The 21,763-nt window shown below is 62.7% G+C and carries 20 protein-coding genes; 3 read left to right on the top strand and 17 right to left on the bottom strand.

Features of this window, described 5'->3' with window-relative positions:
• Nucleotides 1-192: 192 nt before the first annotated feature.
• Together HV796_RS03035 and guaB are read right to left on the bottom strand one after the other, a co-directional pair.
• Complete coding sequence (locus HV796_RS03035; RefSeq protein WP_175224970.1) at nt 193-1,008, bottom strand: hypothetical protein; 816 nt, start codon at nt 1,006-1,008, stop codon at nt 193-195.
• Between the two features lie 6 nt (nt 1,009-1,014).
• Complete coding sequence (guaB, locus tag HV796_RS03030) at nt 1,015-2,475, bottom strand: IMP dehydrogenase (RefSeq protein WP_175224969.1); 1,461 nt, start codon at nt 2,473-2,475, stop codon at nt 1,015-1,017.
• A 326-nt stretch (nt 2,476-2,801) separates the two neighbouring features.
• On the opposite strand from guaB, the gene HV796_RS03025 reads away from it, so the two are divergent.
• Nucleotides 2,802-3,782: a DMT family transporter gene (locus HV796_RS03025; RefSeq protein WP_175224968.1), complete on the top strand. Its 981-nt coding sequence runs from the start codon at nt 2,802-2,804 to the stop codon at nt 3,780-3,782.
• A 45-nt stretch (nt 3,783-3,827) separates the two neighbouring features.
• Here HV796_RS03025 and HV796_RS03020 read toward each other — a convergent pair whose 3' ends face one another.
• A complete protein-coding gene (locus HV796_RS03020) occupies nt 3,828-4,160 on the bottom strand; it encodes an RnfH family protein (RefSeq protein ID WP_175224967.1) in 333 nt (110 codons plus the stop codon).
• Nucleotides 4,157-4,594: a type II toxin-antitoxin system RatA family toxin gene (locus HV796_RS03015; protein ID WP_175224966.1), complete on the bottom strand. Its 438-nt coding sequence runs from the start codon at nt 4,592-4,594 to the stop codon at nt 4,157-4,159. Before HV796_RS03015 ends, HV796_RS03020 begins: the two co-directional genes overlap by 4 nt.
• A gap of 144 nt (nt 4,595-4,738) precedes the next feature.
• Here HV796_RS03015 and smpB point away from each other — a divergent pair, with 144 nt between their 5' ends.
• Nucleotides 4,739-5,185, top strand: a complete 447-nt coding sequence (gene smpB, locus HV796_RS03010; RefSeq protein WP_175224965.1) for an SsrA-binding protein SmpB — start codon at nt 4,739-4,741, stop codon at nt 5,183-5,185.
• 41 nt (nt 5,186-5,226) lie between these two features.
• Here the strand turns inward: smpB and HV796_RS03005 are convergent, their stop codons facing one another.
• The 3 genes from HV796_RS03005 to ppsA form a co-directional block, all read right to left on the bottom strand.
• The gene (locus HV796_RS03005; protein ID WP_175224964.1) at nt 5,227-6,153 is read right to left on the bottom strand and encodes an SPFH domain-containing protein; all 927 of its coding nucleotides are present in this window, start codon (nt 6,151-6,153) and stop codon (nt 5,227-5,229) included.
• 98 nt (nt 6,154-6,251) lie between these two features.
• Nucleotides 6,252-6,662, bottom strand: coding sequence for an NfeD family protein (locus HV796_RS03000; protein ID WP_377692518.1), 411 nt, complete (start codon nt 6,660-6,662; stop codon nt 6,252-6,254).
• 227 nt (nt 6,663-6,889) lie between these two features.
• The gene (ppsA, locus tag HV796_RS02995; protein ID WP_175224963.1) at nt 6,890-9,292 is read right to left on the bottom strand and encodes a phosphoenolpyruvate synthase; all 2,403 of its coding nucleotides are present in this window, start codon (nt 9,290-9,292) and stop codon (nt 6,890-6,892) included.
• Nucleotides 9,293-9,703: 411 nt separating this feature from the next.
• Between ppsA and ppsR the strand changes: the two genes are divergently transcribed.
• Complete coding sequence (gene ppsR, locus HV796_RS02990) at nt 9,704-10,519, top strand: posphoenolpyruvate synthetase regulatory kinase/phosphorylase PpsR (protein ID WP_175224962.1); 816 nt, start codon at nt 9,704-9,706, stop codon at nt 10,517-10,519.
• 75 nt (nt 10,520-10,594) lie between these two features.
• Here ppsR and HV796_RS02985 read toward each other — a convergent pair whose 3' ends face one another.
• The 10 genes from HV796_RS02985 to HV796_RS02940 form a co-directional block, all read right to left on the bottom strand.
• Complete coding sequence (locus HV796_RS02985) at nt 10,595-11,380, bottom strand: TrmH family RNA methyltransferase (RefSeq protein ID WP_175224961.1); 786 nt, start codon at nt 11,378-11,380, stop codon at nt 10,595-10,597.
• A gap of 114 nt (nt 11,381-11,494) precedes the next feature.
• On the bottom strand, nt 11,495-12,286 hold the full coding sequence (gene rnhB / locus HV796_RS02980; protein WP_175224960.1) for a ribonuclease HII: 792 nt from the start codon (nt 12,284-12,286) through the stop codon (nt 11,495-11,497).
• Nucleotides 12,283-13,449 carry a lipid-A-disaccharide synthase gene (gene lpxB / locus HV796_RS02975; protein WP_175224959.1) on the bottom strand — a complete coding sequence of 389 codons (1,167 nt, stop codon included), beginning with the start codon at nt 13,447-13,449 and terminating at the stop codon, nt 12,283-12,285. The genes rnhB and lpxB overlap by 4 nt, the downstream gene beginning before the upstream one ends.
• A 6-nt stretch (nt 13,450-13,455) precedes the next feature.
• A complete protein-coding gene (gene lpxA, locus HV796_RS02970; protein ID WP_175224958.1) occupies nt 13,456-14,244 on the bottom strand; it encodes an acyl-ACP--UDP-N-acetylglucosamine O-acyltransferase in 789 nt (262 codons plus the stop codon).
• Between the two features lie 16 nt (nt 14,245-14,260).
• Nucleotides 14,261-14,722, bottom strand: a complete 462-nt coding sequence (gene fabZ / locus HV796_RS02965) for a 3-hydroxyacyl-ACP dehydratase FabZ (protein WP_134195891.1) — start codon at nt 14,720-14,722, stop codon at nt 14,261-14,263.
• A gap of 275 nt (nt 14,723-14,997) precedes the next feature.
• Entirely contained in the window at nt 14,998-16,077 is a 1,080-nt protein-coding gene (gene lpxD, locus HV796_RS02960) for a UDP-3-O-(3-hydroxymyristoyl)glucosamine N-acyltransferase (RefSeq protein ID WP_175224957.1), read from the bottom strand.
• A gap of 118 nt (nt 16,078-16,195) precedes the next feature.
• Nucleotides 16,196-16,738, bottom strand: a complete 543-nt coding sequence (locus HV796_RS02955; protein WP_175224956.1) for an OmpH/Skp family outer membrane protein — start codon at nt 16,736-16,738, stop codon at nt 16,196-16,198.
• A 34-nt stretch (nt 16,739-16,772) separates the two neighbouring features.
• Nucleotides 16,773-19,085, bottom strand: coding sequence for an outer membrane protein assembly factor BamA (bamA, locus tag HV796_RS02950; RefSeq protein ID WP_175224955.1), 2,313 nt, complete (start codon nt 19,083-19,085; stop codon nt 16,773-16,775).
• 64 nt (nt 19,086-19,149) lie between these two features.
• On the bottom strand, nt 19,150-20,550 hold the full coding sequence (gene rseP / locus HV796_RS02945) for an RIP metalloprotease RseP (protein ID WP_175224954.1): 1,401 nt from the start codon (nt 20,548-20,550) through the stop codon (nt 19,150-19,152).
• A gap of 31 nt (nt 20,551-20,581) precedes the next feature.
• Nucleotides 20,582-21,763, bottom strand: a complete 1,182-nt coding sequence (locus HV796_RS02940; protein ID WP_175224953.1) for a 1-deoxy-D-xylulose-5-phosphate reductoisomerase — start codon at nt 21,761-21,763, stop codon at nt 20,582-20,584.

Below are 21,763 nucleotides of genomic sequence, written 5' to 3'. Positions count from 1 at the left end.
AACGGATACGGAGAACCGCGCATCGCGCGCGGCGTCAATTCAGGATATTTTTGGTTCAAGCCCTTCGGGCGACCCGGCTGGGCTCGATCCTCACGGAAAAGGTACGGGTTGCCGCGGGCGGCTCGACGCATCGGGAACACAAAACGTGGGCGGACAGCGGGATCAGCGGGATGCGGCGCGACTGCAAGCGCATCATCCATGGAATGGCGGCCGCGGTGCGCCTGGCGACCCGGCCGCCTCCCGACGCGCTTCTTCGCGCGCATCCCGTACGGCGGCATCCGCTTTCGCGTCTGCCTCCGGCTGGCCGGGTACGGGCGCCGCAGCAACCTCCGGTTCCGGCCGACGTCCGCTCACCGGGTCAACCGGCCGGCCTGTGACCGGATCAACGGCGTGGCCGGTCGCCGGATCGATAACAGTCGCCTGACGGGGCGACAGCGTCGGCTCAATAACCGGTTCCGCCACCGCGTAAGCGGCCGGCGCTGGCGCCCTACCCAGCGCCGCCTGCGCCTTGGCTTCGCGCCTCGCTTGCTGCTTTGCGTCTTTCGCCGCCTGCCGCGCAGCAGCCTTGTCCGCGCGCGTCGAGACCGGCGTTCCGGCCAACCGCGCACGGTCGCGCAGCTTGACTGTACCCGCGAGGCGCACGCCGCCGAGTCCGATAATCAACAACAGCAGCGCCACCACCAACGCAATCAGTTGCCCGAAGCCCGTCAGCGACGGCGTACGCAGACCGACCACCCACACCAGCATCAGCACGGCCGTGAGCCAGTTCACATGACCCACCACTTTCGCGACCGTCGCGGTCAACGCGCCATCGAGCGACGCATGAAGCGCAAGCCACGCAAGCCCGATCAGCGCGATGCCGAAGCCCTGCCCGACCAGTACCGGATCCGTCTGCACAAGCTGCAGCGCGTCGTACAGCGATTTCCACGGCGTCAGCAGAAACAGCAGTCCGAACGCCAGCAGCAGTAACGCATCGATGATCAGTACGGCACGCAGCAGCGGCTTCATCGGCGATTAGTCCACGTGATAGTTGGGTGCTTCCTTTGTGATCTGCACATCGTGCACATGCGATTCGCGCATGCCGGCCGCGGTGATCTCGACGAATTCCGCCTTGTCGTGCAGTTCGTCGATCGTGCGGCAGCCGCAGTAGCCCATGCTCGCGCGCACCCCGCCGATCAGCTGGAACAGGATCGCGCTCACCGCGCCCTTGTACGCGACGCGGCCTTCGATGCCTTCCGGCACGAGCTTGTCGATGTTCGCGGAATTGTCCTGGAAATAGCGATCCGCCGCGCCGTCCTTCATCGCGCCGACCGAGCCCATGCCGCGGTACGACTTGTACTGGCGGCCCTGGTACAGGAACACGTCGCCCGGCGACTCTTCCGTGCCGGCAAACATGCTGCCCATCATCACCGTGTTCGCACCAGCCGCGAGCGCCTTGCTGACGTCGCCAGAGAAGCGCACGCCGCCGTCCGCGATGACCGGCACGCCGGAACCCTTCAGCGCATCCGACACGTTCGCGATGGCGCTGATCTGCGGCACGCCGACCCCGGCGACAATCCGCGTCGTGCAGATCGAGCCCGGCCCAATACCCACCTTCACGCCATCCGCGCCATACTCGACGAGCGCTTTCGCGGCGCTGGCGGTCGCGATGTTGCCACCGATCACCTCGACATGCGGGAAGTTCTTCTTGACCCACTGGACGCGCTCGAGCACGCCCCTGCTATGGCCATGCGCGGTATCGACGACGATCACGTCGACGCCCGCCTGCACCACCAGCGACACCCGCTCTTCGTTGTCCGGGCCAACGCCGACCGCCGCGCCGACACGCAGCTTGCCGTGCTCGTCCTTGCACGCGTCCGGGTGCTCGGTTTGCTTCGTGATGTCCTTGACGGTCATCAGGCCGCGCAGTTCGAACGAATCGTTGACGACCAGCACGCGCTCGAGCCGGTGGCTGTGCATCAGCGCCTTCGCTTCAGCGAGCGGCGTGCCTTCCTTGACCGTCACGAGCCGCTCGCGCGGCGTCATGATCGTACGCACCGGTTCGTCAAGGCGGGTTTCGAAACGCAGGTCGCGGTTCGTGACGATGCCGATCAACTGCGCGCCTTCGACGACCGGAAAACCGGAAATGCCATGCTGCTGCGACAGTGCGATCACATCGCGGACCTTCATTTGCGGCGGCACCGTGATCGGGTCGCGCACGACGCCCGATTCGAAGCGCTTCACCTTCGCGACTTCGCGCGCCTGTTCGGCCGCGGTCAGATTCTTGTGGACGATACCGATGCCGCCTTGCTGCGCCATCACGATTGCGAGACGGGCTTCGGTGACGGTGTCCATGGCGGCGGACACGAGAGGCATATTCAGGGAGATATTGCGGGTCAGCCGGGTTTTCAGGCTGGTGTCGCGCGGCAGAACGTCGGAGAAGGCCGGGACGAGGAGCACGTCATCGAACGTGAGTGCTTTCTGGATCAGACGCATGGCAAATCCTATGGGCGCAAAACCGAATTATACGCGATACCACCCCGGTTTTCATCGCTCGAACAGTAAGTTAGCGAATTTCGTCACGTTTTTTCCACGTCTGCCGGCCGCCGAATTCGCTTTTCCGTTCAGGTCCGGTTCGGTCCGTTTTCGTTTGTGAAAATCGCCGGGTTGACGTGGGATTGGCACCGGATCGGTACACCGGATTGACATCGGCCGCCGCTTCGCCGTCCTGTGCCTGTGTGCAGAATGAAACAAGACCCGGCGATACGCGCCGCGTTATGCTGCGCGCACTTTCTTTCAGTTTTTTGGATCAAGGCAGCAACATGCGACGCGGCGTGATGTACGGGATGATGGCTGGAGCGTTGTGGGGCACGGTTTTCCTTGTGCCGCGGCTGCTGTCCGATTTTTCGCCGCTGCTGCTGAGTTCAGGCCGCTACATGATGTACGGCATCGTTTCGGTGGTCGCCGCGTTGCCGAGCGCGCGCTCGCTGCTCTCGCGCATCACGGCTGCGGATGTCACCGCGCTCGTCAAACTCGCGTTAGCCGGCAACCTGCTCTACTACCTGCTGGTGACGGGCGCGGTTCATATGGTGGGCATCGCACCCGCATCGTTGATTGTCGGCGTGCTGCCCGTCACCGTGACGCTGCTTGGCAGGTCCGATCGCGGGGCGGTGCCGCTCACGCGGCTCGTCTGGCCGCTCGCGATGGTGCTAGCCGGCATCGCGTGCATCAACATCGACGTTTTTACGGCCGGCGACAGCGCCACTGCGGGCGGCAGCATCCTGACGAAGCTCACCGGGCTCGCATGCGCAGTCGGCGCGCTCATATCGTGGACGTGGTTCGCGGTCGAAAACGCCCGCTATCTGCAACGCAATGACCACTTCAGCGGCGGCGAATGGTCGGTGCTGTGGGGCATCGTGACGGGCCTGCTCGGCGCAGCGCTGTGGATTATCGTGGCCGCGCTGCCGACCGGCTTTGTCACCGCGCCGGCGGTCGACACCCGCTGGCATCTGTTCTGGATGCTGAATCTCGGGGTCGCAATCGGTGCGTCGTGGCTCGGCAACGGCTTGTGGAACGCCGCGTCGAAGCGCCTGCCGCTCACGCTCTCGGGCCAGTTGATCGTGTTCGAAACGCTGTTCGCGCTGCTTTACGCGTTCATCTACGACCACCGCTTGCCGCGCCCGCTGGAGACCGCGGCCATTCTGCTGCTGCTGGCCGGCGTCAGTTGGTCGGTGCGGCAACATGCGGACGACGGCGCCAAACACGCGTCGCTGGAAGAGGAGTCGCAGCCCGCCGTGCACTGAGCGCATGCCCGATGCACGGCCGCCCCGGCCACGCGCAGCGCGGCGCTAGCGCGAATCCTTCGGCAGCCATTTGCGCCCTTCGACAGACCCTTCGCTGCGCGTCTTCTCGACGCGCCGCTGCCGCGCGAGCTTCGGATCGACGATCAGCGGACGGTAGATTTCGACGCGATCGTGATCGGCGAGCACCGCATCGAGCGGTTTGAGCTTGCCGAACACGCCGACCTTCTGCTTCGTCAGATCGATCTCCGGATGGCGCTGCAAAATACCGCTCGCATCGATCGCTTCCTTGAGCGTCGCACCTTGCGGCAACTCGAGCGAGATCAGTGTCTGCCGGTCCGGCAGCGCGTAACAGACATCGATCGAAAGGCCCATGCTCATCCCTTGCCGTAGCGCTGGTCCGCGCGCTTCACGAACGATTCGACGAACGTGTTCGCAATATGGCTAAATACCGGGCCAATCAGCTTCTCGAGGATGATGTTCGAGAACTCGTAGTGCAGCGCGAACTCGATCTTGCACGCGTCCGCGCGCAACGGCGTGAAACGCCAGAACCCGGTGAACTTGCGAAACGGCCCGTCGGCGAATTCCATATCGATGCGCGACGGGCGCTGCTGCGTGTTGTGTGTGGCGAAATGCTGCTTGATGCCCTTGAAGTTGATGTCGATTCTCGCTTCCATGCCGTTCTCGTCCTGCTGGCGAATTTCGACACCGCCACACCACGGCAGGAAATTGGGGTAGTCGGCGACGTCGGTGACGAGGTCGAACATCTGTTCCGCCGAGTGGCGTATCAATACGGTTTTCTGGACATCTGCCATAAATTCAACGGCGCGCGGCGGAAGGAAACATGCAAATCAACAGGAAAACGACGCAAACGGATAAAAATCGCGTAAAAGCGAGGCGGCTTTCCGGCTTCGCTTTGCTAAAATCGTGATTTTAAACGAGTTAGGCATTTTCCATTCATGAGCATCATCGACAACAGGAAAGCGTTCTTCGATTACTTCATCGAAGAACGCTACGAAGCCGGACTCGTGCTCGAAGGATGGGAAGTCAAGGCGCTGCGCGCCGGCCGCGGGCAGATCAAGGAAGGCTACGTCGTCATCAAGAACGCGGAGCTGTTTCTGATCGGCACGCACATCAGCCCATTGCCCGAAGCGTCGACGCACATCACCCCCGATCCGGTCCGCACGCGCAAACTGCTTTTGCATGCGGCGGAAATCAGCAAGCTGATCGGCAAGGTCGAGCAGCGCGGCTATACCCTCGTACCGCTGAACTTTCACTACAAGGACGGCCGCGTCAAATGCGAAATCGGCCTGGCGAAGGGCAAGAAGCTGCACGACAAACGCGAAACCGAGAAGAAGCGCGATTGGGAGCGCGAGAAGGCACGGCTGATGCGCACGCCGAGTTGATGCCGGCCTTCTTCGCCAACCTGATCTGACCGGGTACAGATTCAGGCGGTCGCGCCCTTCTGCTGTTTGACGATCGTGAGCGCTGACGCGATCATCGAACTCATGTCCGCGAGGTTACCCGGAACAATCAGCGTATTGCCTTGCTTCGCCAGATTCGCAAACGCATTCACGTACTGCTCGGCCACTTTCAGGTTCACGGCTTCCATGCCGCCCGTCGACTGGATCGCCGCGGCGATCTTCTGAATGGCCTGGGCGTTCGCTTCGGCCACCGCGAGAATCGCAGCGGCCTGCCCTTGCGCCTGATTGATCGCCGCTTGCCGCTCGCCTTCGGACTTCTGAATCGACGCCTCGCGGCCGCCCGACGCGATATTGATCTGCTCCTGCTTGCGTCCTTCGGACGCCGCGATCAGCGCGCGCTTTTCGCGCTCCGCGGTGATCTGCTGCTGCATCGCATGCAGAATCTCCTTCGGCGGCGTCAGATCCTTGATTTCATAGCGCAGCACCTTCACGCCCCAGTTCGAGGCGGCTTCGTCGAGCGCCGAAACGATGCTGTGATTGATGAAGTCCCGTTCCTCGAAGGTCTTGTCGAGTTCGAGCTTGCCGATCACCGAGCGCAGCGTGGTCTGTGACAACTGGGTAATCGCGAACACGAAGTTGCTCGATCCGTACGACGCCTTCATCGGGTCGGTCACCTGGAAGTACAGCACACCGTCCACCTGCAATTGCGTGTTGTCGCGCGTGATGCAGACCTGACTCGGCACTTCAAGCGGAATTTCCTTCAGCACGTGTTTGTACGCGATCCGGTCGATAAATGGCACGACGAGGGTCGCGCCTGGCGACAACGTCGCGTAATACCGACCGAGCCGCTCGACAATCCATGCATGCTGCTGCGGCACGATCTTGATTGTTTTGCTGATCACTGCGATCACAATGATCAGAAGCACGACTGCGAAGATCGTCGGTTCCATCTGCACCCCTTGGGTCCGTTATGAGTTGATTCGTTATGCGTTCAGTTCGTTTTGTGGGCGGCTCATTGTGCGCCCGGTCCGTGCGTATTGCAGTGCGCCTACTGCGCCGGCGTATGGGCCGCGCCCGTCGCGCCGGCGGCAGGCCGGCTCGCGACCACAACCAGACAACTGCCGCGCAGCGCGACAACCTGGTACACGCGCGCATCCTCCGGCTCGCCCGGCGCAAGTTCGACATCCCACGCCGCGCCGCGATACTGCGCGCGTGCGCGGCGCTCATGCCACTCGGGCACCGTCAGCGTAGCGCCGATATCGAGATTCACATCGGGGTTTTGCGCCGCGTCCACGCGCTTGCGGCGGCCGAAACGCGAACGCCGCAAAATCGCGACCGCGACCAGCGCGACGAGCGCCGCCACCGCGAACTGTGCCGGCACCGGTGCGCCGGCGAGGCGGACCAGCGCCGCGGCAATAAAGCCGAGCGCGACCATAAGCAGATAAAACGTGCCGATCATCAGTTCGAGCAGGATCAGCACGCCCGCGCCGATCCACCAGAACACCCCCGCTAGCACCACGTTGGCCTCCCCAAAGTAAAACACCCCGGAACGATCCGGGGTGTTTATAGCACGAACTCAGCGCGAATCTGGAAACGATTTGACGCCGAGCGGCACATCGACTCGCGCTCAATGAGCGCTCGCAAGCGGCGCTTGCGCAGAAACGCCGCCCGAACGATGCATCGTGCTTACTTCGCCTGCGCTTTTGCCAATGCCTGCCACGTGTCGATGATCGTGTCCGGATTCAGCGACATCGACGCGATGCCGATTTCGGTCAGCCACAGCGCAAAGTCCGGATGATCCGACGGACCCTGGCCGCAGATGCCGACGTACTTGTTCAGGCGCAAGCAGGTGTCGATGGCGCGCTTCAACATGAATTTGACCGCCGGATCGCGCTCGTCGAAGTCCGCCGCCAACAGTTCCATGCCCGAATCGCGATCGAGGCCGAGCGTCAGTTGCGTCAGATCGTTCGATCCGATCGAGAAACCGTCAAAAAATTGCAGGAACTCTTCGGCGAGAATCGCGTTCGACGGCACTTCGCACATCATGATCAGCTTCAGGCCGTTCACGCCGCGCTTCAGGCCGAACTTCGCGAGCAGGTCGATCACGCGCTCCGCCTGCTTCAGCGTACGCACGAACGGCACCATGATCTCGACGTTGTCGAGGCCCATTTCTTCACGCACGCGCTTCAGCGCCGCACATTCCATCTCGAACGCGAGGGCGAAGTCGTCGGCGATGTAGCGCGACGCGCCGCGGAAACCGAGCATCGGATTTTCCTCATCCGGCTCGTAGCGCGAACCGCCGATCAGCTTCTTGTACTCGTTCGACTTGAAGTCAGACAGACGCACGATCACCGGCTTCGGATAGAACGCCGCGGCAATCGTCGCGATGCCTTCGGTCAGCTTGTCGACATAGAACGCGCGCGGCGACGCGTGGCCACGCGCGACGCTCTCGACGGCCTTCTTCAGGTCCTGATCGACATTCGGGTACTCGAGAATCGCCTTCGGGTGCACACCGATGTTGTTGTTGATAATGAACTCGAGGCGCGCCAGACCCACCCCTGCGTTCGGCAGCTGCGAGAAGTCGAACGCGAGCTGCGGATTACCGACGTTCATCATGATCTTCGTCGAAATCGGCGGCAGTTCGCCGCGCTGCACTTCGGTGACTTCGGTTTCGAGCAGGCCGTCGTAAATGCGCCCTTCGTCGCCTTCGGCGCACGACACCGTTACGAGCGCGCCGTCCTTCAGCACGTCGGTGGCGTCGCCGCAGCCGACCACCGCCGGCACGCCGAGCTCACGCGCGATGATCGCCGCGTGGCAGGTACGGCCGCCACGGTTCGTGACGATCGCCGACGCGCGCTTCATCACCGGCTCCCAGTTCGGGTCGGTCATGTCGGCGACCAGCACGTCGCCGGGCTGCACACGTTCCATTTCCGACGGGTCGTGAATCACGCGCACCGGACCTGCGCCGACCTTCTGGCCGATCGCACGCCCCGTGGCCAGCACCTGCGACTGGCCCTTCAGCTTGAAGCGCTGCTCCGCCTTGCCATGCGCCTGGCTCTTCACCGTCTCCGGGCGCGCCTGCAGGATAAAGATCTTGCCGTCGCGGCCGTCCTTGCCCCACTCGATGTCCATCGGGCGCTGGTAGTGCTTCTCGATGATGACCGCGTACTTCGCGAGCTCGATCACGTCGTCGTCGGAGATCGAGTAGCGGTTGCGCTGCTCCGGCGACACGTCGACCGTTTTCACGCGGCCCGCTTCGCCTGCTTTCGTGAACTCCATCTTGATCAGCTTCGAGCCGATCGAACGGCGGATGATCGGGTACTTGCCCTGCGCGAGCGTGGTCTTGAACACGTAGAACTCATCCGGGTTCACCGCGCCCTGCACAACCGTTTCGCCGAGGCCGTAGCTCGACGTGATGAACACCGCGTCCTTGAAGCCGGATTCGGTATCGAGCGTGAACATCACGCCGGCCGCGCCGACGTCCGAACGGACCATCCGCTGCACGCCCGCCGACAATGCGACTTCCGCGTGCGTAAAACCCTTGTGAACGCGATACGAGATGGCCCGGTCGTTGTACAGCGATGCGAAGACGTGCTTCATCCGCTCGAGCACGTCTTCGATGCCGACCACGTTCAGATAGGTTTCCTGCTGGCCGGCAAACGACGCATCCGGCAGGTCTTCGGCGGTGGCCGACGAGCGCACGGCAAACGACAGTTCAGCCGAACTCTTCGCGAGGGTGTCGAACGCCGCGCGGATTTCTTCTTCGAGGCGCGGCTGCAGCGGCGCGTCGACGATCCACTGGCGGATTTCCTTGCCGGCGGCGGCGAGCGCCTTGACGTCGTCGACGTCGAGCGTTTCGAGACGTTGCGCGATGCGTTCGGTCAGCTTGTTGTGATGCAGAAAGTCGCGGAATGCGAGCGCGGTGGTCGCGAAGCCGGTCGGCACTCGCACGCCCGCTTCGGCGAGCTGACTGATCATCTCGCCAAGCGAAGCATTCTTACCGCCGACGATCTCCACGTCGGTCATTCGCAACTGTTCGAACGGAACTACATACGCGTTGTCCTTTGCGACGTTAACTGCGTTAGTCATACAAGCCCCTAAGAGTGGAAGAAATGCTCGATTGCGCAAGTGGGCTTGCACGTGCGGCGCTTATAAGAAGCGTTCGCGCGTCTTGCGCAACCTGTTGGAAAAGCAATCGCCGATGCGGTAACCAAGGCTTGGCCGCGCCTGGCCTTCGGTTTGCTTGCAATTGCTTATCCAACAGGTTGCCGCTATTCTACCGTGCCGATTCCTCGAAATGTGCCGGTCGGCCAACAATGGTGCGAAGTCGTGTGCGATAAGCGGCGCAAACGCGCGCGAAATCGCGCAGAAGCCCGGCCGGCGGGCGTTTGCGCTGCATCGGCGGGTCGCTCGCGTGCACGGCGCATGCCATTTCCTGTGGAATGTGTACGCCGCGCTTAATTCGAGTGGTTTGCGCCACTCACGTTCCCTTCCAGACTGATGCCGCCCACCGTATTCATCGTTTCCGACGGTACCGGGATCACTGCCGAAACTTTCGCGCACTCGATCCTCTCCCAGTTCGACCAGAAATTCCGGCTCGTGCGCGTGCCGTTCGTCGATTCGGTTGAAAAAGCCTACGCGACGCTCGAGAAGATCAACGAAGCGGGCCGTCAGGAAGGCCGCCGGCCGATCGTATTCACGACGCTCGTGAACAGCGGTTCGAACCAGATCGTCAAGGATTCCAATGCGCTCGTGCTCGATATGTTCCAGACCTTCGTCGAGCCGCTCGAGCAGGAACTGGAACTGAAGTCGAGCCACGCGATGGGCCGCGGGCACCAGAACGCCGACACCGAGGAATACAAGAACCGCATCGAAGCGATCAACTTCTCGCTCGCGCACGACGACGGCCAGTCGAACCGCAACCTTGCTGAAGCGGACGTGATTCTGGTCGGCGTGTCGCGCAGCGGCAAAACGCCGACGAGCCTCTACCTCGCGATGCAGTACGGCGTGAAGGCCGCAAACTATCCGTTGATCCCTGAAGACTTCGAACGCGGCAAGCTGCCGACGCCGCTGCTCGCGCATCGCGACAAAATGTTCGGCTTGTCGATCGATCCGCAGCGCCTTGCCGAGATCCGCAACGAACGGCGCCCGGGCAGCAAGTATGCATCGCTCGAAAGTTGCCGCTACGAAATCAACGAAGCCGAAGCGATGATGCGGCGCGAAGGCATCAAATGGCTGTCGTCGACGCACAAGTCGATCGAGGAAATCGCGACCACGATCCTGCAGGAAATCAGGCTCGACCGGCCATCGTATTGACGCAGCCTCTTTTTCGAGCGATCCGCCGACCGCTCCACACGCACGAGCATGGACGCCGCCCCACGGACGCTAGCGTCATGTGCGCGCGCGCTGCTGCCGGCACTGTTCGAACAGGCATACGGCGGCAGCCGCCGCCACGTTCAGCGACTCCATCCCGCCTGGCTGCGGAATCGTCACGCGATGCGTGACCGCTGCCCGCCACACCTGCGACACGCCCGCCCCTTCGTTGCCGAACACCCACGCAAGCGGCCCGGACAGGTCGCAATCGTAGAGTGCCTGCGCGCCATGCGAATCGGTGATCGCGACCGGCACAGCAAGCCGTTCGACTAACGCCTGCGGTTCAATGTCTTCGTGAATGCGCAGCAGAAAATGCGCGCCCATGGCCGAGCGCAGCACCTTCGATGCCCATGCGTACGCAGTGCCCGGGCCGCAGAACACATCGCCGATCCCGGCCGCCGCCGCGCTACGCAGAATTGAACCGACGTTGCCCGCGTCCTGCACGCCATCGAGCACGACACAGCTCTGCGTCACACGCTCAGGCATCGGCACGGCGGGCCGCTCGACCAGCAGCAGCATACCCACGCCGTTGACGACGTTCGATAGCTGGCCGAACAACGCATCAGGCAGCGTAACGATCCGCGCTGCGTCGATGCGCGCAACGATCGCCTGTGCTTCGTCGTGACGTAACGCGCCTTCGGTCACCACACAGGTATCCGGTTGACCCGCGGCATCGAGATACGCGCTCGCCAGATGAAACCCTTCGAGCAGCGCATGCGCGCTGCGGCGCTGCTGATGCGTCGAGCCCGCGAGCGCCTTCAGGCGTTTGTAGAGTGGATTGTCGCGCGAGGTGATGGATTTCACGTCAGGGCTTTCACGTCAGGGGCTTTCACGGAATGGCTTGAGAACCGGCTGCTCATCTTGGGTGCACCACGCATGCGACTGCCGCGCCCCAATGCCACGGCCAAACGCGCGGGATCAGAACGGCGGGCGATCGAGGTCCAGTGAAGCACCGTCGAACACATCGGCGCCGAATGCAGTCGGCTCGACCACCGCGGTTTCCGGCGGCAGACGATTGGGCGCCGACCCGAGCCGAAGATGCGCTTCACGCACCGGCGCGAACGACCGCCGATGATGCTCGCAAGGGCCATGTTCGCGCAGCGCGAGCAGATGCTGCGGCGTCCCGTAGCCCACATGGGCGTTAAACCCATACATCGGAAACGCCTGATGCAATTCCATCAACATCCGGTCGCGCGTGACCTTCGCGAGAATCGACGCAGCCGAAATGCAGGGCACCAACGCATCGCCGCTGACAATCGCCTCGCTGCGCACGTTCAGCACCGGGCAGCGGTTACCGTCGATCTTCGCGAGCGTCGGCACCATCGACAGCCCTTCGACCGCGCGCTTCATCGCAAGCATGGTCGCATGCAGGATATTCAGCGTATCGATCTCTTCGACCGACGCCGACGCGACACACCAGGCAAGCGACCGCTCGACGATCTTGTCATACAGCGCTTCGCGCTTCTTCGCGGTGAGCACCTTCGAATCGTCGAGGCCGCGAATGCGCCGCTTCGGATCAAGAACGACCGCGGCGGCCACCACCGGCCCCGCGAGCGGCCCGCGCCCTGCCTCATCGACACCGCAGACGATATCGAGCGGCGACTCGAAGTCGAGCCCCGGCTGCAGAACAACCACCGTGCTGCCCGGTTTGGCGGTGTTAGCGGCTTTTGCAGCGGTGGCCTTCGTGCCGCGCGGCGGCTTATCGCTCATGGCCGCCCTTTGCGTGATTCGACAATCTGCGCGACGGCTTGCGCCGCACGTTGTGCGGTGTTCTGTTTCAGCACGTGATGCATTTCCGTGAAGATTTCCGTCAGCGTGCGCCGGTTTGCTTCGTCCCGCAACTGGGTGAGCGTCGCATCGGCGAGCGCTTGCGGCGTCGCGAAATGCTGCAGGATTTCGGGCACGACAAAGCGTCCCGCGAGGATGTTCGGCAAGCCGACATACGGCAGATAGCCTTGCCGCCGCATGATCTGCCCGGTCAGCCACGGCACCTTGTACGAAATCACCATCGGCTTTTTCAGCAGTGCCGCTTCGAGCGTCACCGTGCCGCTCTTGACCAGCAGCGCGTCGGCGGCCGTCATCGCGAGCTGCGCGTTGCCATCGATCAGGGTCAGCGCCAGTTGCGGGTGCGCATCGACGAGCGGCTTCAGCAGTTCGCGCAGCGCGGGCGTCGCAGCGGGCATCACAAAACGCACGTCCGGCTCGCGCTGCTGCATCAGCGCCATCGCGTCGAAGAACGTCGAGCCGATCAGTTCGATCTCGGAGCGACGGCTACCGGGCAGCACGCCGATCACCGGGCCGCTAGCAGGCAGGCCGAGCGTCGCGCGCGCGCCGGCAACGTCGGGTTCGAGCGGAATCTGGTCGGCGAGCGGATGGCCGACATAGGTCGCGGCAACGCCCGCCTTCTCGAGCAGCGGCTTCTCGAACGGAAACACGCACAGCATATGGTCGACCGCTTTGACGATCTTCTTGATACGCCCGCCGCGCCACGCCCAGATCGACGGGCAAACGAGATGCACGGTCGGAATGCCGTGCTCGCGCAGCGCGTGTTCGAGGCCGAAATTGAAGTCCGGCGCGTCGACGCCGACGAATGCGTCGGGCGGATCCGCCAGCAGTTGGCGTTTGAGTTCGTTGCGAATGCCGAGAATCTCGGGGATGTGCCGCAGTGCTTCGACGTAGCCGCGCACCGTCAGCTTTTCCATCGGGAAATGCGCGTCGAAGCCGTGCGCGATCATGCGCGGCCCGCCGATACCATAACTGCGCGCGGCGGGCAGCCGGGCCGCGAGGCCATCGAGCAGCGCGGCGCCGAGGATGTCGCCGGACGGTTCGCCGGCGACCATTGCAAGCCTCGGCTGGCTAGGTTGCAGCGACATTGCGCGTTAGCGGATGATGCCGCGCTGCGACGATTCGACGAAGTCGACGAATTCGCGCACCGCTTCGTCACCGTCGCCCCCCGCGGATGCGAGTTCGCGCAACTGCACCTTCGCCTCTTCGAGCGACAGGCCATTCTTGTACAGCAGCCGGTACGCGGAACGCAGCGCCGAAATCGCGTCCGCCGAAAAGCCGCGCCGGCGCAGCCCTTCGACATTGATTCCGTGCGGTTCGGCCTTGTTGCCGGCTGCGATCACAAACGGCGGTACGTCCTGCACCAGCGCCGATGCGCCGCCGAGCATCGAATGCGCGCCGATCCGCACGAACTGATGCACGCCCGACATGCCGCCCACGATCGCATGGTCGCCGATCAGCACGTGCCCCGCCATCTGCGCGTTGCTCGACAGAATCACGTTATTGCCGATCTGGCAGTCGTGGCCGACGTGCACATACGCCATGATCCAGTTGTCGTCGCCCAGCGTCGTGGTGCCGGTATCCTGCACGGTGCCGGTGTGGATCGTCGTGAACTCGCGGATCGTATTGCGGTTGCCGATCGCGAGCTTCGTCGGCTCGCCCTTGTACTTCATATCCTGCGGCCGGCCGCCGATCGATGCGAAGTGCCCGATATGGTTGTCCTCGCCGAGCGTCGTGTGGCCTTCGATCACGCTGTGCGAACCGACTGTGGTCCGCGCGCCGATCGTCACGTGTGCGCCGACGATGGCGTACGGTCCGATTTCGACTGTGTCGTCGATCTGTGCACCCGGCTCGACGATCGCAGTGGGATGAATCCTGCTCATGCGCCCTCGCTTGTATTCAGCCTTCGTCTGACGTGCGCACCGCGCACATCAGATCCGCTTCCGCGGCAACCGCGCCGTCGACTTCGGCGCGCGCCTTGAACTTCCAGATGCCGCGCATATGGCGCTCGAACGTCACATTCAGAATCAGCTGGTCACCCGGTTCGACGACACGCTTGAAGCGCGCATTGTCGATACCGACAAACAGGTACAGCGTATTGTCCGGATCGTGCGGTTCTTCCGCGAACGTCAGCAGCGCGGCCGTCTGCGCAAGGGCTTCGAGAATCAGCACGCCGGGCATGACCGGGCGCTTCGGAAAGTGCCCCATGAAGTACGGCTCGTTGATCGTGACATTCTTCAGCGCCTTGATCGCCTTGTGCGGTTCGAGTTCGATGACACGGTCGACCAGCAGAATCGGATAGCGATGCGGCAGCAGCGTCAGAATCTTGTGAATGTCGAGGTTGATTTTTTCGGTGCTCATGGTATTTCGGTTCACGCTCAGTTTCGTCATCGATGGCGCGACGATAACTTCAGATGCTGGTGCAGGTGATCAGGTCACGTGCCGTCGCCGGGTTCGCTTCGCACTTGCATCGGGTTTGCGTTCTCGTAATTGCGTTCCCGTATTGGTGTCCACTACGCCCCGGTGACTGCGGCGGCGCCCTGGGTCCGTTCCGCCCTCGGGCGGCAACGGCCGGCGCTTCTGGATGATGCGTTTGCTGCTCCCTTCCTGTTCGTTGGTTGTTGCGCGTTGCCTCGCTACGCCTTGCCGGCGCCCGTCTGTGCCGCCACAGCCGCTTCAAGCGCCTTGATCCGATCGCGCAGCTTGTCGAGGTTGCGCAGCAGCGCAGCGCTTTTATTCCACTCGGCATGCTCGACCGCCGGAAACGCGCTGGTGTACAGCCCCGGCTTCAGCAACGACTTCGACACGCCCGACTTCGCGGTGATGATCACGTAGTCGCCCAGCGTCACATGACCCGCGATGCCGACTGCGCCGCCGATCATACAGTGCTTGCCGATCGTCGTGCTGCCCGCGATGCCCGCGCAGCCGGCGATCACGGTATACGCGCCGATCCGGCAATTGTGCGCGATTTGCACGAGGTTATCGATTTTCACGCACTGCTCGATCACGGTATCGGCCATCGCTCCGCGATCGATCGTCGTGTTCGCGCCGATCTCGACGTCCGGGCCGATCGTCACGCCGCCCACCTGCGGAATCTTCACCCAGCTGCCGGTGCGCGCATCGCCTTCGCCGACGAAATCCGGCGCGAAGCCGAAGCCATCGGAGCCGATCACCGCGCCGGCTTGCACGATCGCGCGCTCGCCGAGGGTGCAGCCATGGTACACGGTGACATTCGGGTACAGATGCGATCCGGCGCCGATGCGCGTGCCGCGACCGACGAATACGTTCGCATCGAGACGCACGTTTTCGCCAATCACCGCGCCTGCCTCGACCGTCACATTCGGCCCGATCACCGCGCTTGCCGCGACCTGCGCGGACGCATCGACATGCGCGCCAGGATGCACGCCGGGCATGGCTTTCGGCGCCGCGAGATCGATGAATGCCTGCGCGACGCGGGCGAAATAAGCGTACGGATTCGGTGTGACGATGAAGTTACGTCCATCCGGCGATGCGAGCTTCGCGAGGTCGTCCGCGTTGATCAGCACCGCGCCTGCCTGGGTGGTGTCGACTTGCGACAGGTATTTGGGGTTCGCGAGGAACGCCAGATGTTCCGGGCCGGCCTGATCCAGCGGCGCCAGATTGCTGACACGATGCGTGCGGTCTCCGATGATGTCGCCGCCGAAGCGTGTTGCGATCTCCTCGAGCGTAAAAGCCATATGCGTGTACTGCTCCTGATTTCGGTTAGCGCCCAGGTTGGCGCTTGACAGGATACCGGGCTCAGGGCTTCGGTATCGGCGTGCTGCTTTTTCTACGTTGCTGCTTTGCCTGATTCGCTCAATTCGTCGCGTTCGGCGCGGCGAGCGCCTTCAACACCTGGTCGGTAATGTCGATGCGTGGACTCACATAGACGGCTTCCTGCACGATCAGATCGTAGTGCTGCTGCTCGGCGATCTGTTTGATGACCTTGTTCGCACGGTCCAGCACCGCGGCCAGCTCTTCATTGCGGCGCTGGTTCAGATCTTCGCGGAACTCACGCTGTTTGCGCTGGAAGTCGCTATCGAGCTGCGACAGATCGCGCTGTTTCTGCGCGCGGTCCACCGGCGACATCGTTGCGCCGTTCTTGTCGAGTGCATCGGACATCGACTTCAGACGCTGCGCCATGTCCTGCAGATCCTTGTCGCGCTTTGCGAACTCGGCTTCGAGCTTCGCCTGGGCCGCCTTCGCCGCTGCCGACTCGCGCAGGATGCGGTCGGAATTGACCGCCGCGATACGCGCTTCCTGCGCCTGCGCGGCTTGCACGACGCCCGCCCCGAGCGTCACGGCCAGCGCCAGTGCACACGCCACACGTTTCGAAATCATACCGGTTAGCAAAGTCATCCTCTCGATACTGTAAGGGTCGCCGTTCGTCCGATCAGAATGCCGTCCCGATCTGGAACTGGAATTTCTGGTACTGGTCGCCCGTGTGCTTCTGTACCGGGAAACCAAGGCTCAGCTTGAGCGGCCCGATCGGCGAAATCCATGCGAGACCGACACCGTAACCATAGCGCAGACCATTCGAGCCGACCGTCGTGTTGCCGCCCTGGCGCGGGTCACCCCACACGTTACCGGCATCGAGGAACGTGAACACGCGCAGCGTGCGGTCGTAGCCCGTACCCGGCAGCGGGAACGTCAACTCGATATTGCTGACGAACATCTTGTTACCGCCGACCGGATCGTTGGTCGTCGTATCGCGCGGACCCAGCGAGCTCGGCTCATAGCCACGCACCGAACCGATACCACCCGCGTAGTAGTTCTTGAAGATCGGGAACGGATTGCCGATACCGTTACCGTAGCCGCCCTGCACGTTAAAGCCAATCACGAAGCCGCGCGAAAACGAGTAATAGTACTGCGCCGACAAGTCCGCCTTGTAGTACTGCGTGCCGCCGATCGGCGTGCCGTATTCGGCGTTCGCCTGCGTGAAGTACCCGCGGCTCGGCACCAGTGCGCTGTCGCGATTGTCACGCGACCAGCCGATCGTCAGCGGCACGTTATTCGATACGCGGCCGAAGTCATTCACGTAGTTCTTGTAGGTCTGCGGCGTATTCGCGTCGACGTCGAGCGTATTCTGTTCGAAGCCCGCGCCGAAATAGACCGTATCGACCTCGGAGAACGGGATACCGAACTTCAGGTCGCCGCCGAGCGTGACGATCCGGAAGCTCGAATCGGTCGAATAGAAGAGCGGCTCGTACGTGCGGTAGTAGAGGTCCGTGATCCGCTTGATGCCGTCCACCGTGAAGTACGGATCGACCTGTGTGACCGTCAATGTGCGGTAGGTCTTCGCCGTGTTCACGTTGACCGACAGGCTGGTGCCGGAACCGAACACGTTATCCTGCGACACACCGGCCGACAGCACCACCTTGTCCGTCGACGAGAAACCGGCGCCGAGCGTAATCGCGCCGGTCGGCTTCTCGGTCACCTTCACATCGACGTCGACCTGGTCGGGCGTGCCTTCGACCGGCACGGTCGTCACGTCGACGTCGGTAAAGTAGCCGAGACGGTTGACGCGGTCTTTCGACAGCGCGAGGCGGTTCGAATCGAACCACGAGCTTTCGAGCTGGCGCATTTCGCGGCGCACGACTTCGTCGCGCGTGCGCGTGTTGCCGGTCACATTGATGCGGCGCACGTAGACGCGGCGGCTCGGATCCACCTGCAACGTGAGGTCGACCGTGTGATGCTCCTGATCGATCTGCGGCAGCGCATTGACGGTGGCAAACGCATAGCCGTATTCACCGAGCTTGTCGACGATCGCCTTCGTGGTCGCCTGCAGCTTTTCCGCCGAAAAACGATCGCCCGGCTTGATCTTGATCAGCTTCTGCAGCTCGGCTTCGCGATCGAGCAGATTACCGGTCAGTTTGATGCCTGAGATCGTGTACGGCTCGCCCTCGTGCAGCGTGATCGTCAGGTACATGTCCTTCTTGTCGGGCGTGATCGACACCTGCGTCGACTCGATGTTGAACTCGAGATAGCCGCGATTCAGGTAGTACGAGCGCACGTTTTCGAGGTCGCCAGTGAGCTTTTCCTTCGAATACAGGTCGTTCTTCGTGTACCAGGAAAACCAGTTCGGCGTCGACAGCTGCATTTCGTCACGCAGCGTGCTCGTGCTGAACGCCTTGTTGCCGATGAAGTTGATCTGGCGGATCTTCGCGTTCGGCCCTTCGACCACCGAGAACAGCAGACCGACGCGGTTGCGGTCGATCGGCGTGACCGTGGTGGTCACTTCCGCCGCATAGAAGCCGCGCGTCAGGTACTGGCGCTTCAGTTCCTGCTCGGCTTTATCGACCAGTGCCTTGTCGTAGTACCGGCCTTGCGACAGGCCGACCGAACGTAGCGCCTTGACCAGGTTGTCTTTCTCGAATTCGTGAATGCCGGCGAAATCGATCGTGCCGATGGCCGGACGCTCGGCCACCTGGACGATCACGACATTGCCTTCGGTCGCGATCTTGACGTCGTTGAAGAAGCCCGTGGCGTACAGCGCGCGAATGGCTTCGGACGCTTTATCGTCGGTGAACGTATCGCCCTGCTTGATCGGCAGATACGAGAAAACGGTACCCGGTTCGACCCGTTGCAAACCCTCGATCCGAATGTCTTGCACCACAAAGGGTGTCGTTGCGTGGGCAACCAGCCCATGCGCGGCAAATGCCGCGGCTACAACTGTTTTAGGAACAATGCGATGAGGTTTGAACAACGTGCTTCCCCAGTGTTATAGCTGCATCAGGTCCGACGGTCGTCGCGAACGCCGCCTGACACCTTTAAAAATGGATTAAACGTGCAAGATCGTTGAAAAGCGCAATCGCCGACAGGGCGACGATGCAGGCAAGTCCCGCTCGTTGGAGAACCATCTGCCAGCGATCGGATACGGCTTTGCCGGTAACCGCTTCAACCAAATAATATAACAGATGCCCCCCGTCCAATACCGGAATTGGTAAAAGGTTGAGAACGCCGAGACTAATACTGACAAGCGCGAGGAACGACAGGAATGCTGATGGTCCGAGCCTTGCGCTCTTGCCCGCATAGTCCGCGATCGTTACCGGGCCTGAAAGATTCTTCAACGATGCTTCGCCGATAATCATCCGGCCGAACATCCGGATCGAATACACGCCGAGCTCCCACGTGCGATTCGCACCGAGACGCAGGCTCTCGAGCGGTCCGTAACGCACGTCGATCGACGGCACCTGGGTCGCGAGTTCCGCGCCGATGCGGCCGACGTTCTCGCCGGTCACGTCATCGCGCTGCACGACCGGCACGAGTGTGATGGTGTGCAACGTGCCCGGCTGCGTGCCGGATTGCGTCACGCGCGCGCCGCGCTCGATCTGCAGCGTGATCGGCTTGCCTGCGTGCGCCTTGATGTAGTTGATAAACGTGGTCGCGTTATCGGCGGGACGGCCGTCGACTGCGCGCAGCCGGTCGCCCGCCATGAGGCCCGCGCGTTGCGCGGCGCTGCCCGCCTGCACGGCGGCGACCGAAAGCGTGCCACTGCCTGGCTCGAAGCCGAGGCTCGACATGAAATTGTCATCGACTTCCTTGTCGGACAGGCTTTCGAGACTCAGCGGAAAATCGAACGTGCCATTTTTGTCCTTGGCGGACAGCACGACATTGCGATGATCGAACGCCGCGCCGAGCAGCTTCCAGCGCAAATCCGACCATGAACGCACCGGCTCGGCCTCGCCGCCGCTCGCATCGCGCACCGCCTTAACCGTCTCGCCGCCTTCGAAACCGGCGTGCGCGGCGGCCGTATTCATCGCCGGCGCGGCGACCACCGCGGCAGGCTCCGTTACGCCGGTTGCGAACACTGCGGCAAACAGCACGATTGCCAGCAGAAAATTGGCAATCGGGCCGGCCGCGACAATCGCGAAGCGCTTGCTCACCGACTGCCGGTTGAACGCATAGCGGAGTTCGTCGTCAGGAATGCGCGCGCCCTCTTCGCGCTCGTCGAGCATCTTCACGTAGCCGCCGAGCGGCAGCATCGCAATGGTCCATTGCGTGCCGGTTTTCTTGCTGACCCACTGCACGAGCGGTTTGCCGAAGCCTATCGAAAAACGCAGTACCTTCACGCCGCACATGCGCGCGACGCTGTAGTGGCCGTACTCGTGTACGACCACCAGCACGCCGATCGCAACCACGAAGGCGAGCACTTCGGTCAGCAGGTTCATAGACGCCTCACTGAATGGCGTGCTGCGTGCGCTACGCGAGCGCCGGCAGCGTGTCGATCATCGACGATGCCGCGCGCCGCGCTGCGGCATCCGCTTCGAGCACATCGTCAAGGCTTGCCGCGTCGCGGTTCGGCAGCGCGTTCAACACCGCGTCGACGACTTGCGCGATGGCCGTGAAACCAATCCGGCGCGACAGGAACGCGTCGACGGCGATTTCATTGGCCGCATTGAGCGCCGCACTAGCGACGCCGCCGGCGGCGAGTGCCTTCACCGCGAGCGCGAGACACGGGAAGCGCGCGTAATCGGGCTTTTCGAACGAGAGCATCGCAATCTGCGCGAGATCGAGCGGCGCAACGCCGGATTCGACGCGCTCCGGAAACGCGAGCGCATGGGCAATCGGCGTACGCATGTCGGGATTGCCCAGTTGCGCAAGCACCGACCCGTCCGTGTACGACACGAGCGAATGGATCACGCTTTGCGGATGAATCAGCACATCGATGCGATCGCCTGCGAGGCCGAAGAGCCAGTGCGCTTCGATGACCTCAAGGCCCTTGTTCATCATCGTTGCCGAATCGACTGAAATCTTGCGCCCCATCACCCAGTTCGGATGCTTACACGCCTCTTCCGGCGTTACATCGACAAGGCTTGCGGGTTCGCGCGTGCGAAATGGGCCACCCGACGCCGTCAGAATGATCTTCGAGACCCCGCCATGCAGCGCCGCTTCGCGTGGCAGACACTGGAAGATCGCATTATGTTCACTGTCGACCGGCAGCAGGATCGCGCCGTTATCGCGCACCGCGTTCATGAAGATGGCGCCCGACATCACGAGCGCTTCCTTGTTCGCGAGCAGAATGCGCTTGCCGGCACGAGCGGCAGCAAGACCTGGCGCGAGACCGGCGGCACCGACGATCGCCGCGACCACCGTATCGCAGCTGTCGCTCTTCGACACGTCGACGAGCGCTTGCGGTCCGTACAACACCTCGGTCTTGCAACCGGCCGCGCGGAGTTTGTCAGCGACCTGCTGCGCGGTCGCCGCATCGCCGACCACCGCCACTTCGGGCTGGAAGCGCAGGCATTGATCGACGAGCTTGTCGCCGTTGCGGTGCGCAGTCAGCGCATAGATGGAAAAGCGCTCCGGATGCCGCGCAATCACATCGAGCGTGCTGTCTCCAATCGAGCCCGTGGAACCGAGCAAGGTCAATCGTTTTTTCAT

The organism is Paraburkholderia humisilvae (assembly GCF_902859855.1).
In the GTDB taxonomy this organism is placed as follows: Bacteria; Pseudomonadota; Gammaproteobacteria; order Burkholderiales; family Burkholderiaceae; genus Paraburkholderia; species Paraburkholderia humisilvae.
The sequence above is the reverse complement of the archived record's forward strand: the minus strand, read 5'-3'. Positions and strand labels throughout refer to the sequence as shown.